This is a genomic window from Ruegeria sp. CDSA089 (assembly GCF_059612205.1).
The window spans coordinates 280,125-294,470 of record NZ_JBXWQD010000001.1; the positions used below are offsets into that span (position 1 = coordinate 280,125).

11 protein-coding genes and 1 tRNA gene are annotated in these 14,346 nt (G+C 58.6%); 6 read left to right on the top strand and 6 right to left on the bottom strand.

Annotation, left to right across the window (positions count from 1 at the left end; translation table 11 throughout):
* Positions 1 to 175: 175 nt before the first annotated feature.
* On the bottom strand, positions 176 to 3,790 hold the full coding sequence (locus AC2FJ6_RS01435) for a vitamin B12-dependent ribonucleotide reductase (RefSeq protein ID WP_496668267.1): 3,615 nt from the start codon (positions 3,788 to 3,790) through the stop codon (positions 176 to 178).
* 531 nt (positions 3,791 to 4,321) lie between these two features.
* Here AC2FJ6_RS01435 and AC2FJ6_RS01440 point away from each other — a divergent pair.
* Entirely contained in the window at positions 4,322 to 4,756 is a 435-nt protein-coding gene (locus AC2FJ6_RS01440) for a hypothetical protein (RefSeq protein ID WP_170774202.1), read from the top strand.
* A gap of 7 nt (positions 4,757 to 4,763) precedes the next feature.
* Here AC2FJ6_RS01440 and AC2FJ6_RS01445 read toward each other — a convergent pair.
* The 4 genes from AC2FJ6_RS01445 to pdxH form a co-directional block, all read right to left on the bottom strand.
* Positions 4,764 to 4,840, bottom strand: a tRNA-Pro gene (locus AC2FJ6_RS01445).
* 43 nt (positions 4,841 to 4,883) lie between these two features.
* On the bottom strand, positions 4,884 to 5,351 hold the full coding sequence (locus AC2FJ6_RS01450) for a DUF192 domain-containing protein (protein ID WP_170774612.1): 468 nt from the start codon (positions 5,349 to 5,351) through the stop codon (positions 4,884 to 4,886).
* A gap of 6 nt (positions 5,352 to 5,357) precedes the next feature.
* Positions 5,358 to 5,864: a cold-shock protein gene (locus tag AC2FJ6_RS01455; RefSeq protein WP_174819482.1), complete on the bottom strand. Its 507-nt coding sequence runs from the start codon at positions 5,862 to 5,864 to the stop codon at positions 5,358 to 5,360.
* A gap of 142 nt (positions 5,865 to 6,006) precedes the next feature.
* Positions 6,007 to 6,612: a pyridoxamine 5'-phosphate oxidase gene (gene pdxH, locus AC2FJ6_RS01460; protein WP_170788637.1), complete on the bottom strand. Its 606-nt coding sequence runs from the start codon at positions 6,610 to 6,612 to the stop codon at positions 6,007 to 6,009.
* Positions 6,613 to 6,748: 136 nt separating this feature from the next.
* On the opposite strand from pdxH, the gene fabI reads away from it, so the two are divergent.
* The 5 genes from fabI to trpE all read left to right on the top strand — a co-directional run bounded on the left by fabI (position 6,749) and on the right by trpE (position 12,755).
* Positions 6,749 to 7,555 (top strand): enoyl-ACP reductase FabI, encoded by an 807-nt coding sequence (gene fabI, locus AC2FJ6_RS01465; RefSeq protein WP_170774209.1) that lies wholly within the window; start codon positions 6,749 to 6,751, stop codon positions 7,553 to 7,555.
* 5 nt (positions 7,556 to 7,560) lie between these two features.
* Positions 7,561 to 8,070, top strand: a complete 510-nt coding sequence (gene gpt / locus AC2FJ6_RS01470; protein ID WP_170774211.1) for a xanthine phosphoribosyltransferase — start codon at positions 7,561 to 7,563, stop codon at positions 8,068 to 8,070.
* Positions 8,071 to 8,132: 62 nt separating this feature from the next.
* Positions 8,133 to 9,308 carry an aminotransferase gene (locus AC2FJ6_RS01475; RefSeq protein WP_170774212.1) on the top strand — a complete coding sequence of 392 codons (1,176 nt, stop codon included), beginning with the start codon at positions 8,133 to 8,135 and terminating at the stop codon, positions 9,306 to 9,308.
* An 84-nt stretch (positions 9,309 to 9,392) separates the two neighbouring features.
* Entirely contained in the window at positions 9,393 to 11,234 is a 1,842-nt protein-coding gene (locus AC2FJ6_RS01480) for a peptidyl-prolyl cis-trans isomerase (protein ID WP_170774213.1), read from the top strand.
* Positions 11,235 to 11,243: 9 nt separating this feature from the next.
* A complete protein-coding gene (trpE, locus tag AC2FJ6_RS01485) occupies positions 11,244 to 12,755 on the top strand; it encodes an anthranilate synthase component I (RefSeq protein ID WP_170782456.1) in 1,512 nt (503 codons plus the stop codon).
* 21 nt (positions 12,756 to 12,776) lie between these two features.
* Here the strand turns inward: trpE and AC2FJ6_RS01490 are convergent, their stop codons facing one another.
* A complete protein-coding gene (locus AC2FJ6_RS01490) occupies positions 12,777 to 14,213 on the bottom strand; it encodes a divergent polysaccharide deacetylase family protein (protein WP_170774217.1) in 1,437 nt (478 codons plus the stop codon).
* Between the last annotated feature and the right edge of the window lie 133 nt (positions 14,214 to 14,346).

Below are 14,346 nucleotides of genomic sequence, written 5' to 3' on the forward strand. Positions count from 1 at the left end.
AGAGAGTGGGAAAGAGCAATATTCCGCCCCACCCTGTTCCCGGCCGACACGGGCATGTCGGCCGAGTGGAAAAAGGCATCGTAGGTAAGTCTCGGCGCCTTCTTCCGTTTTCGTCGGGACCGGGCATTCGGGGGAAAGCCCAGGTCCCTACACCCCGCCTGACGGGGCGTTTGCCTTAGCTACACCCGCTGGTCGCACCGCAGGTGTTGCATTTCATGCAGGTGCCGTTGCGCACCAGCGTGTAATTTCCACATTCACCACAGGGATCGCCCTCGTACCCTTGCATCTTGGCTTTTGTGCGGGCGTCCATACCGGTCGCCACTGCGGTTTCAGCAGGGGCTTCGAACACGGCGGCAGGTTCCGCCATTCCGGTTGCATCCGCTTGCGGCGTGAACATGGCCAAATCCTGCGGCAACCGCTTGCGCAGATACCCGGTCGAGCTGATTTGCTTCAATACTTCCAATGACTTGGAGGCCGCGGTTTCACTGATTTCCGAGACGTTCGAGACACCTTCTTCCTCGCCCCGACCGATATCGTCGAAGGTCGCGCCTTCGGGCTTCACATGGGCCAGATCGGTGCGGTCCAGATAGCTGACAGCAAGCTCGCGGAAGATGTAGTCCAAGATCGACGTCGCGTTCTTGATCGAGTCGTTGCCCTGCACCATCCCCGCCGGTTCGAACTTGGTGAAGGTGAAGGCGTCCACGAACTCTTCCAGCGGCACGCCGTATTGCAGGCCGACCGAGACCGCGATGGCAAAGTTGTTCATCATCGCGCGGAAGCCAGCGCCTTCCTTGTGCATGTCGATGAAGATCTCACCCAACGAGCCATCCGAATACTCACCCGTCCGCAGATAGACCTTATGGCCGCCAACGATGGCTTTCTGAGTATAACCCTTCCGACGCTCGGGCATCTTTTCGCGGTGAGACCGGACGATTTCCTTGACGACGACCTTCTCGATGACCTTCTCGGCCAGCACGGCAGCTTTTTCGGCCGGTGTGCCGCTTTCCAGAACCTCGGCGGCCTCATCATCATCCTCAACCAATGCAGCGGCCAGAGGCTGAGACAGTTTCGAGCCGTCGCGGTACAGCGCGTTCGCCTTCACACCCAGCGACCACGACAACTCATATGCCTTCTGGCAGTCTTCGATGGTCGCGTCGTTCGGCATGTTGATCGTCTTGGAAATCGCGCCCGAGATGAAGCTCTGCGCCGCCGCCATCATGGTGATGTGGCTGTCAACCCCAAGGAAACGCTTACCTTTCTTGCCGCACGGGTTGGCGCAATCGAAGATGGAATAGTGTTCCTCTTTCAGGTGCGGCGCGCCTTCCAGTGTCATGGTTCCGCAGACGTGATCATTCGCCGCTTCGATATCCGCGCGGGTGAAACCCAAGTGACGCAGAAGGTCGAAAGTCGGGTCATTCAGCTTGGTGGCCGGGATGCCCAGAACGCCGGTGCAGAAATCCTCGCCCAATGTCCACTGGTTGAAGACGAACCGGATGTCGAACGCGCTTTCCAGTGCCGCATCCACCTTGGCCAGTTCATTCGGGCCGAACCCATGACCGGTAAGCGAGGTGTGGTTGATCCCCGGCGCGTTCCCGATGGTGCCGTGGCCGACCGCGTAGCCCACGATCTCTTCGATCTGAGACGAGGAATAGCCCAGCTTCTCCAGCGCCGAAGGCACCGAACGGTTGATGATCTTGAAGTAACCACCACCGGCCAGCTTCTTGAACTTGACCAGCGCAAAGTCCGGCTCAATCCCGGTGGTGTCGCAATCCATCACCAGACCGATGGTGCCGGTGGGGGCGATCACAGTGGCCTGCGCGTTGCGATAACCGTTCTTTTCACCCAGACTCAGCGCCTCATCCCAAGCGGACATGGCCAGATCGATCAAACGCTTGTCCGGGCAGTTGCCGTGGTCCAGAGGCACCGGCTTTACCGCCAGCTTCTCATAGCCCTCGGTCACACCTTGCGCAGCACGGCGGTGGTTGCGGATGACACGCAGCATATGATCGGCGTTCCGCTCATAGCCTTTGAACGCACCCAGCTTACCGGCAATTTCGGCAGAGGTCGCATAGGCCACACCTGTCATGATCGCGGTCAACGCGCCACAGATTGCCCGCCCCTCATCCGAGTCGTAGCTGTAGCCCATGTTCATCAGCAGACCGCCGATATTTGCATAGCCCAGACCCAAGGTGCGGAAGTCATAAGACAGTTGCGCGATTTCCTTCGACGGGAACTGCGCCATGGTCACCGAGATTTCCAGCGTCAGCGTCCACAGGCGTGAGGCGTGCATGTAATCCGCCGCCTGGAACTCACCATCCTTGAGGAAGGTCAGCAGGTTCATCGACGCCAGGTTACAGGCCGTGTCATCGAGGAACATGTATTCCGAGCACGGGTTCGAGCCGCGGATCTCACCATCTTCTGGGCATGTGTGCCATTCATTGACCGTGTCGTGGAACTGAATGCCCGGATCGGCGCAGGCCCATGCCGCATGTCCAACCTTTTCCCAAAGATCGCGGGCCTTAACGGTCTTTGCGACCTTACCATCGGTCCGGTTGATCAGCTCCCAATCGGCGTCTTTCTCAACGGCGGTCAGGAACGCGTTGGTCACGCGGATCGAGTTGTTCGAGTTCTGGCCCGAGACGGAGCTGTAGGCTTCTGAATCCCAGTCCGTGTCGTAGGTCGGGAATTCGATGCTGTCATGACCCTGCTTGGCATAATCCAGCACGCGCTTGATGTAAGTCTCGGGGATCGCGACCTTTTTGGCCTCGCGCACAGCCGTTTTCAGGCCGTCATTCTTGTTCGGATCATAAGCATCATCAGCGGCACCGTCCCAGCTGCGGATGGCCTCGAAAATGCCGTTCAGCATCTTCTCGTGCATCTTCGATCCGGCAACGATCGAGGCCACCTTCTGCTCTTCGATCACCTTCCATTCGATGAATTGCTCGATATCGGGATGATCTGCATCGACGATTACCATCTTTGCTGCTCGACGGGTTGTTCCGCCTGATTTGATCGCGCCAGCGGCGCGGTCGCCGATCTTGAGAAAGCCCATCAGGCCCGAAGACTTGCCGCCACCCGACAACGCTTCGCCCTCAGCACGCAGATGGCTGAAGTTTGTCCCGGTGCCCGAGCCATATTTGAACAGGCGCGCCTCGCGCACCCACAGATCCATGATGCCGCCTTCGTTCACCAAATCATCATCGACGGACTGGATGAAGCACGCATGCGGCTGCGGATGCTCATAGGCAGATTTCGACTTGGTCAGCTTGCCGGTTTTATAGTCGACATAGTGATGCCCCTGCGCCGGGCCATCGATTCCGTAGGCCCAATGCAAGCCAGTGTTGAACCACTGCGGCGAGTTCGGCGCGGCGCGCTGAGTTGCCAGCATGTAGCGCATCTCGTCAAAATAGGCGCGCGCGTCTTCCTCGGTCGAGAAATAGCCGCCCTTCCACCCCCAATAGGCCCATGCACCCGCCAGTCGGTCGAACACCTGTTTGGACGAAGTCTCACCTTCGAATTCCGCGCCATCCGCAGGGACCGAACGCCACAGGAATTCAGGTACATCCTTTTCTTTGACCTTCTTCAGCTTGGACGGAACACCAGCCTTGCGGAAATACTTCTGGGCGATGACATCACTTGCCACCTGGCTCCAGCTGGAGGGCACTTCGATATCATCCAGACGGAAAACAATCGTACCATCAGGGTTACGGATTTCTGACGTTGCCGAAACAAAGTCCAGCTCCGCATAAGCGTCTTGTCCTGATTTGGTGAATTTTCTGTCAATCTTCATGTCCGCCGCCCTAGATTCAATCACTTGTCCTTGTCGCCTCAAGTTCGAGAAAGCGAACCTTTGGCCGTGCCAGAAAATTGGGCGCAAGGAACCGGTCGCTGCCAATGGCAACGAAATTCCGTTTCAACGGTTGCACGTCTCTATGTTGTGCTTTCCGACCCTCGCCCCATGCCGCGCTCCGGATTTCCTACCAGATTTAGTGGCATCATATTCGGCCTATACAATCTGGCGTATTCGGCCATAGATCGTCAACGTCATTTTTCCGTCATTTTTGGAATCTTTTATATTGACCCAAGATCTCTCAAATGGCGCTGAACGGGGTGGGCCGATTCCTCCACAGGTTCATCCACGGGTTCAAATGGACCGGCGCAAAATTCTGCAGAACAATTAACCGTGATTTCCGGCACAGTTATCGGCATTTGATAAACCGAAGTTAAGATATCTAAACTCGAATAGAATCATCCCTGCGTTTGTTCGGCGCGAAAACAGCTTCGCCGACCAACGCAGCACGAAGTAAAGGTACGAGCAGAGATGTCGAAGATTGGAATCCTTCCCCTGATGGGACTGATCGTGGCCTGCACACCACAAGATGTGCCCCCTCCATCCCGCAGCGCGCAGTTTGAAACCTATCCCACGCGGCTGTTCGATACGTTCGAAGTCGGCTGTGATGGCCCTGGAGAAGATTTCAGGCGTGTCGGGAATCGCCTGTTCGAATGCACCGAGTTGCTGCCCCCCGAAACGACGGCCTTTCTGATTCTCAACTATGACGGTTACCCGCAGGATCTGCCCAAAAGCGTGATGCGCCTAACCTCGACCAAAAACTCCGGAGGATACCGCGTCGACGCTGAACTCTATTTCAACGTACCGCGCCAGAATGCGCCCGACATTCAGGTGCCCGTCGAAAGCGAACAATTGGACAAGGCCCTTACCGCGCTTTATCGCGCGATGGGCGGTGCTCCAGCTTGAAAGGAAGTGGTCGGGGCGGCAGGATTCGAACCTACGACCCCCTGTACCCAAAACAGGTGCGCTACCAGACTGCGCCACGCCCCGGACCGTGCGCCTTCCTAACGGGGCCGTTCTGATTTGAAAAGCCCTAACAGGGCCAAATTGCAGGACCTTGCGAAAAAACTTCGTGCTGCATCTGCGTGCCCGGTTCAATCAGGTAACGCCGCGCCAGCCCTGCGTTGATCTCCAGCACGGCATAGACCGAATCACCGCCCTCAATCAGCGATAAATCACCGGGGATGGCATCACTATGCACATTCACGACCTCACCTGCGCGATTCACAAAAATCATATCCAGGGGAATCAGTGTGTTCTTCATCCAGAACGCGACCCGCTGCGGCGGATCGAAGATAAACAGCATCCCTGCCCGTTGCGGCATGGATTCCCGAAACATCAGACCGCGCGCACGTTCCTGCGGTGTCACGGCAAGTTCGATATCGAAGCTGATCTGAGACTTTTCATTTTTCAGGTTCACGCGATCCGCGCTACAGGCCGCAAAGGCCGTTCCCGTCCATACCGATAGTATCGTCGCAGCAACCGAAAGAACCCTGATCATCATGCTCTAGCTATCAAGCGCGGATTCCCAGGCCAGAACCTGCGCGGCCATACGTCCACGTTTGCCATCGATCACCCGCATCGCCAAAGCCTCGCCCGGCTGCAAATCGGCCAAACCAGACCGGCGCAAAACCTCAATATGAAGAAACACGTCTTCGTCCCGACCGAACACATTGGCGAATCCAAATCCCTTGCCCTTGTCGAACCATTTTACGCGCGCAGCTTCCAATGGGGCTTCGGCTATGGCCACAGGGTCCAGCTCGGCGAAATCGGCAAGCATCATTGAGTCGGCGCGCGCCGGAGGATCTACGCTGATCACCTCGACCGCTTGAACACCGCGATCGGTGCGGTGCGTCATGATCTCAATGCCGGCACCATCCGCGACCGAGCTTTGGCCAAAATTCCGCAAGACATTTACATGCAACAGAATATCCGGGCCACCCTCATCGGACACAACAAAGCCATACCCCTTGGCAGGGTCGAACCATTTCACGTGTCCACGTACGCGGTACATGTTGTTCAGGTCGTCTGGCACAGTGTTCCTATCGCGCGTTTTAATAATTCGTTAAGGTTTTGATGTGTATGGGATTGCCCCACGATTTCAAGCTGAAAAAACCCTTTAAACTCCGAGTGTTGCATTTCGCGGCACGTGAATGTCATGGATTCAGCCTCTGTATCTGCCACTCAGTCTCTGCGTTTTCACGCCGCCACTGGAACCGATCATGCAAACGGAAGGCTCCGTCAGCCCAGAATTCGATCTCTGTCGGCTCCAACCGGTATCCACCCCAAAACGGTGGACGCGGTGGATTCGGCCCCAGCTTTGCGGTCACCTTTGCAACCTCAGCCATCAGAGCCGTCCGGCTGCTGAGCGGCTGTGACTGTTTCGACGCCCATGCACCCAACCGGCTTTTTAGGGATCGGGACGCATAATATTCATCCGCTTGTGGTCCGTTTTCCCGAGTTATTGTACCACGAACTCGGATTTGACGCCGCAAAGATTTCCAATGCATCACAAAAGCAGCTTTCCCGGCACTGTCCAACTCGGCCGCCTTGGTACTTTCGTAATTTGTGTAGAACACAAAGGCCTGAGCCTCGATCTCTTTCAGCAAGACCATCCGCACGTTTGGCATACCTGTCGAATCCACGGTTGCCAGGGCAATCGCGTTCGGATCGTTCGGTTCACTGTCCCTGGCGTCGTCCAGCCACCGCGCCGCTATTTCAAACGGATCGGTACCGGCGAAAATGCCGTCTCGTTCGCTCATTTCCATCCCCTGGAAACTCTTAATGTTCACCCTAGGGCGAGAACCCGCCACGGGCAAGAGCACACGGCCTTGATGCAGGCCATCCAATGGCATAAACCATCCCAACATAATGCGAAGGACAGGCGGAGAACCGAACATGTCAAATCAGTTGATGGCCGGCAAGCGCGGCCTCATCATGGGACTGGCGAATGACAAATCAATCGCATGGGGGATTGCCCGCGCATTGTCTGACGCAGGGGCCGAACTTGCGTTCTCGTATCAAGGCGATGCGCTGAAAAAGCGGGTGGACCCGCTGGCCGCTCAATTGGGCAGTGAAATCGTCCTGCCCTGCGACGTCAGCGACGAAGAGTCGATTGACGAACTATTCAACTCGCTTTCGCAGAAATGGGGACATTTGGATTTTGTCGTCCACGCCATCGGCTTTTCCGACAAAAACGAGTTGCGCGGCCGCTACGTTGATACTTCGCGCGCCAATTTCAAACTGACCATGGATGTCTCGGTCTATTCCTTCACCGCAGTAATGCAGCGGGCCGAGAAGATGATGACCAATGGCGGCAGCGCGGTCACGCTGACCTACTACGGCGCAGAACAAGTCATGCCCCACTACAACGTCATGGGTGTGGCCAAGGCGGCGCTTGAGGCCTCGGTCAAATACCTGGCCGAAGATCTTGGCAAAGACGGCATTCGCGTGAACGCGATCTCGGCCGGCCCGATCAAGACGCTGGCAGCCAGCGGGATCGGTGATTTCCGCTATATCATGAAATGGAACGAATATAACTCGCCCCTGCGCCGCAACGTGACCATTGATGACGTCGGCAACTCAGCCCTCTATCTGCTGTCTGACCTCAGCGGAGGCGTAACCGGTGAGAATCTGCACGTGGATTCAGGTTATCACATCGTCGGCATGAAGGCCGTTGACGCACCAGACGTTGAAAAAGGTTAATATCCATGAGCGCCAAGGACCGCCTGCCCCACGAAAAAGGCTTTCACATCAGTTGGGATCAGATTCACCGCGACTCGCGCGCGCTGGCTTGGCGGCTGGACGGGCAAGGCCCCGAAGATGGCGCCTGGCGTGCCGTTGTCGCCATCACGCGCGGCGGCATGGCCCCGGCGATGATTGTCAGCCGTGAGTTGGACATCCGCACCGTCGACACGATCAGCGTCCGCTCTTACCACCATCAGGAACAAGGCGAAGCCGAAGTTCTGAAGGCCCCGGACGCCGGCCTGATGGGCGACGGCACCGGCGTACTGATCATCGATGACCTAGTCGACAGTGGCAAAACCCTGGAACTGGTCCGCGACATGTACCCCAAGGCGCATTTCGCCACTGTCTATGCCAAACCCAAAGGCCGCCCGATGGTTGATACTTTCATCACCGAAGTCAGCCAGGACACATGGATATTCTTCCCATGGGATATGGCCCTGCAATATGTCGAACCCTACCGGGGCACCGACTGATCTTTCTTCTGTTCAAAAATACCTCGGAGCGCGAGGCAGAGCCTCGCAAAAAATGATCCGCCATGTCCCAAACCCGTACCCGCGCCACCTTCCCCCCTCCGGTGATGGAGGCGCGCCGCTGGCTTGAAGGCGTGGACTTCACCCAAGACCGCCCTCTGATCAATGTCAGCCAAGCAGCTCCGGTCGATCCGCCGCCGCTTGCCTTGCGTCAGGCCATGGCCGAGTTTGCCGTCAGTGAAGACAGCGCGCATCTCTACGGCCCCGTGCTGGGAAACCCTGAACTCCGGGCCGAACTTGCCCAACAAATCGGCACCCATTACGGCGCGGACCTTTCGCAAGTTCAGGTCGCCATCACTTCGGGTTGCAATCAGGCTTTCGCCGCCACTATCTCGGCCGTCACCGATGAGGGGGATGAGGTCATTCTGCCAACCCCATGGTACTTCAACCATAAAATGTGGCTAGACATGGCAGGGGTACGCAGCATCGCGTTGCAAACCGGGGACGATTTGCTCCCCGACCCCGAGGCTGCGCGCGCGCTGATTACTGATAAAACACGTGCGATTGCTCTGGTGACGCCGAACAATCCGGGTGGCGTCGAATACCCGGCGGAACTGGTCCGCGCCTTTTACGATCTGGCGCAAGAGGCCGGAATTCGCCTGCTGGTCGATGAAACCTACCGTGATTTCGACAGCCGCAGCGGCCCGCCCCACGACTTGTTCCAACAACCCGGTTGGGACGAGACGCTGGTGCATCTCTATTCCTTTTCGAAATCCTACCGTCTGACCGGCCACAGGGTCGGCGCAATCGCGACCAGCCCAAACCTTCTGGCCGAGATCGAAAAATTCCTCGACACCGTCGCCATCTGCCCCGGTCAGATGGGTCAATTCGCGGCCCTTTGGGGAATGCAGAACCTGTCGCAATGGGTCGCCGGAGAACGGGATGAGATTCTCGACAGACGCGCCGCCATTCAGGACATGTTGCCCGATCTTGCGGAAAAGGGGTGGAAACTTCTGGGGCTAGGCGCTTATTTCGCCTATTTCGAACACCCGTTCGACTTGCCCTCGGACGAGTTGGCCAAACGCATGGTGGCCGAAACCGGCATCCTGCTTTTGCCCGGCACCATGTTCATGCCGCAGGACGATCCAGCCGGCAAGCGGCAGGTCCGCATCGCCTTTGCCAATCTAGACCGCAAAGGCTTGCGCCAATTGTTCGATCGGCTGACCGACGCTACCTTCTGAGCTTGCCCCCCGCCGGTCCGCGTCGTATTCAAGGCCGCAACCGACAGGGCAGCAATCTGCCACAAAACCACAAATGAGGGCACCATGGCCGCAGGCATGAAAAACCTTTCAAAGACCTTTGTCTGGATCCTGATGGGTCTTTTGATGCTGGGCCTTGCCGGGTTCGGGGCCACAAGCCTGACCGGAACCGCGCGCAGTGTCGCGCAGGTAGGCAACGAAGATATCTCGATCAACGATTATGTGCGTGAGCTTCAACGCGAAATCCGCGCCGTCGAAAGTCAGACCGGGCAACCGATGCAAATCTCGCAGGCGCATGAGTTCGGGCTGGACCAGCTTGCCCTCTCGCGCCTGACCGCGCTTGCCGCGCTGGATAATGAGGTCGGTCTGCTGGGCCTTTCGATCGGGGATGAGAACCTGCAGAAGGAAATTCTGGCCATCCCGGCCTTTCAGGGGGTGGATGGAAGTTTCGACCGCGACTCGTATGAGTTTCAGCTTGATCAGGTTGGCCTGACCGACAGCGAATTCGAATCCGATCTGCGCAAGGAATCTGCACGCACCATCGTGCAGGGCGCGATCATGGGCGGCGTCGAGATGCCCCAGACCCTGACAGATGTGATGACCAATTTCGTCGGCGCGCGACGCAGCTTTACTGTTGCGACCGTCAGCCCGGACGCCCTGTCTGAGCCAATCGGACAGCCCACCGATGCGCAGGTTCAAACTTTTTACGACGACAATGCCGACCTTTTCACCCTGCCCCGCACCAAGCGGCTGACCTATGCAATACTGTCACCCGACATGCTGCTGGACAGCGTTGAGGTGGATGAGGACGCGGTGCGCCGCCTCTATGATCAGCGCTCGGAGGAATTCCAACAGCCCGCGCGACGTTTGGTCGAACGTCTGCCATTTTCGGACGAGGCCGCTGCCGAGACCGCCATGGCGCAAATCGCTGTCGGCGGCACAACGTTCGAAACACTGGTGCGCGACCGCGATCTTGAACTCAGCGATGTCGATCTGGGTGACGTGACCCGGGACGATCTTGGCGACGCGGCCGACGGCGTATTTGCCGCCGAACTGGACGATGTTGTTGGCCCCCTTCCGTCGCCTCTGGGCCCGGCACTGTTCCGCATCAACGGCACGCTGGCGGAAAACATCATTGCGTTCGAAGACGCCGCTCCAATTTTGCGTGAAGAACTGGCCGCTGACCGTGCCCGCCGCCAGATCGAGGCGCAAGCCGAAGACATCAACGACCTGCTGGCGGGTGGTGCCACCTTGGAAGAGCTGGTGGGCGAGACTGAGATGGAACTGGGCCAGATCGACTGGACTCGGCAAAGCGAAGATGGCGTGGCCGCTTATGACGGGTTCCGCGTTGCCGCACAGGACGTGAACGAAGGCGATTTCCCCGAAGTTGCGTTCCTTGAGGACGGCTCAATCTTTGCCCTGCGACTGGACGAAGTTCTGCCCCGCCGCCCGGAACCCCTGGACAGCGCCCGGGAGCGCGTGATTGCCGCATGGGTGCAGGCAGAGACGGACAAGGCGCTGGAAGAGCAGGCCAAAACCGTTCTTGCACAGCTTGAGAGCAATGGCGATTTCACTGAAACCGGCCTGCCCTTCCGCGTGGAAAACGCCCTGACCCGGACCGCTTTTCTGGATGACGTTCCCGCAACCTTCATGTCGGACGTGTTTGACATGGAACTGGATGAGCTGCGCGTGATCCCTGGCACTGGTACTGCCTTTGTTGTGCGGCTCGAAGAGCTTTTGCCGCCTGATGAGACAGACGAGTTGCGTCAGGCACGCGAAGCCCTTGCGGCGCAGTTGAACCAAGCTCTGGCTCAGAATATTTTCGACGCCTATGTCCGTGACGCACAGGTTCGCGCCCGTCCCGTCGTGGATCAACAGGCCCTGAACGCTGTCCAAGCGAGCTACTAAGAGACCCCTATGGCCCTGACACCTGAATACGACAGCTTCGCCCGCGCCTATGAGGCAGGCGAGAACCAGGTCGTTTACACCCGATTGGCCGCTGATCTGGATACGCCGGTGTCGCTGATGCTCAAGCTGACGGGCGCGCAGAAAGACGCGTTCATGCTGGAATCAGTGACAGGAGGCGAGGTGCGCGGCCGGTACTCGATCATCGGAATGAAGCCCGATCTGATCTGGCGTTGCCGGGGGGAAGCGTCTGAACTGAACCGTTCCGCCCGCTTCGACCCCGAAGCTTTCGATCCGCAAACCGGCAATCCCATGGACAACCTGCGGGCATTGCTGGCCGAAAGCCGGATCGACCTGCCCGATGATCTGCCGCAGGCCGCTGCCGGGCTGTTTGGATATCTGGGCTATGACATGGTGCGGCTGGTGGAATACCTGCCCAATGTGAACCCTGATCCGCTTGGGCTGCCTGATGCGGTGATGCTGCGCCCGTCCGTCGTAGCTGTGCTGGACGGCGTCAAGGGTGAGGTTACGGTTGTTTCGCCCGCCTGGGTCAGCGAAGGGCAATCGGCCAAAGCGGCCTATGCACAGGCCGCCGAGCGTGTCATGGACGCCGTGCGGGATCTGGAACGCGCCATGCCTGCTGAATCGCGCGATCTTGGCGATGCATCGGAAGTCGCGACTCCGCAGTCGAACTTCACCAAGTCCGGCTACATGGAAGCGGTTGAAAAAGCCAAGGAATACATCCGCGCGGGCGATATCTTTCAGGTCGTCCCGGCGCAGCGCTGGACGCAGGATTTCCCCCAGCCGCCCTTTGCGCTCTACCGTTCGTTGCGTCGGACCAACCCGTCGCCCTTCATGTTTTATTTCAACTTCGGCGGATTTCAGGTCGTCGGCGCCAGCCCAGAAATTCTGGTGCGTGTCTTCGGCAATGAGGTCACGATCCGTCCCATTGCAGGCACCCGCCCTCGGGGTGCGACGCCCGAAGAGGACAAGGCGAATGAGGTCGACCTGCTGGCCGACAAGAAAGAACTGGCCGAGCATCTGATGCTGCTGGATCTGGGCCGCAACGATACGGGGCGCGTGTCCAAGATTGGCACTGTCCGCCCGACCGAAGAGTTCATCATCGAACGCTACAGCCACGTGATGCACATCGTCTCGAACGTGGTCGGAGAGCTGGCCGACGACAAAGACGCGCTGGACGCTTTCTTCGCCGGCATGCCCGCCGGGACCGTCTCAGGCGCACCGAAAGTGCGGGCGATGGAGATCATTGATGAGCTGGAACCCGAAAAGCGCGGTATCTATGGCGGCGGTGTCGGCTATTTCAGCGCGGGAGGCGACATGGATATGTGTATCGCCCTGCGCACAGCCATCGTGAAGGATCAAAAGCTTTACATCCAAGCCGGGGGCGGTGTGGTCTATGACAGCGACCCTGAGGCCGAGTTCATGGAAACAGTCCATAAATCCAACGCCATCCGCCGCGCTGCTGAGGATGCGGCGCGCTTCACCGGTTCGGGCAATAGCTGAAAATAGGCGCAGTTACCGCGCCTATTGAACCTGTCGCTTCATCACGGCCGAGATCGGTGCCATCGTCACGCGGCCGCCACGATCCTCCAATCCCCAAACCAACAATGCCGAGATCGTGTCGGGGCGCAAACGACCCAACATCACGACCGAACCTTCTTGCCCGGCGCGGAAGGCCGCCTGATCCAGAAAGCGACGCATCACTTTCGGTTCCTGCCGCGCACCGTCGATATCACGGAAGATTACGCTGGACGGAATGCCATTCCGCGCGGCCAGTTTCTGCACCGTGTTCAACCCATTGTCTTGAGTGATCAACCCGCGACCAGTGCCGCCTGCGATAGCCGCAACTTGATCAGCCAGCTTGCGGTTGCCCTGAATCCCCGTATCGACCCCTTCAAGGATGCCAACCGTTTCAGGTAGCATATCCAGCCATACAGACAGCGAGACCTCGGCATCCTGCGCGCTGGCTTCTTTGGGCAGGTCCGCCATCGCCAGAACCTCAAATCCTGCCGCGCGGTAACGGGCCATCTTTTCCGCAGCTTCGGGGTCGGACGGGCTGATGGCAAAGCTGATCGGATAAGGGAAGTCCTGCAACGCTTCGGCCCCATACGCGCCTTCGTCGTCGATCAGAATGATCGACATCAGTGGCACCGAGCCGGGTTGGTCGAATTCGGCGGCATAAGCCTCGATCGGCTTGTCAGAAACTGGGGCCGCGTCGGCGGTTTCATCAACGGGTTCACCGCCGTCCCGCTCGGTCAGGGGAACAACGCGCCGGCCGACGCCCTGAGTACCCTCGGTGGCCTGATCGGCACCGATCTGGGGCACAGCGGCAATACGCGGCAGGGTACGGGTCGGTTCTTCATCCTTCGGCTCAACCGCAACGGGGTCTTGCGTTTCCGGTTCCGGCTCAACGGCGGCCACCTCGGGCAACGGCTCGGAAACCGGAGTGTCTTCCGCTGGCGCAACCTCTTCCACAACCACCTCTTCGACAGGGGCCGGAGGTGTCGGAGCCTCCTCAATAACAGCAGGCACGTCTTCGGCCAGCGGAGCCTCGGCCAGTGCTTCAGGAACTTGAGGAGAGGTCGGAGCCTGTGGGGCAACAGGAGCTTCAGTTGCAATGGCCACGTCGGTGGTTTCAACCTGCTCGGCGCTGTCCACCTGAGCGGCGGTCTCATTCACTTCGGGGACAGTGTTCGGCGCGTTTTCAACTTCGGACAGCCCCGCCACAGTGTCGGGCGCATCCGCCGGGGCCGGATCAGGGGCAGGCAGCGTTAAAACATCGGCATCGGCGATCGTACCAACCTCGGCCTCGGTCACTTGCGGGGCTTCGATTTCGGCCGGTTCAGGGGCTTTTTCAACCACCTCCGGTTTTCGCGTCAGGGGGGTATTCAGCGACAACGCCGCGCCCAGCAGCAATACAACGACCGCACCTGCGATCATTCCACCCACAAATCCGCCCATAATAATTGCCTCTCGTCCAATTCCTGCGTCGACTGTCAATGTGCCGTCTTCTGCGACACTCACCTTGCAGGCGCGTCAGGTCGGATGTCCTCTTGACGCTGCCCCGCAAGCCTGAGCATGTATGTCCCGACAT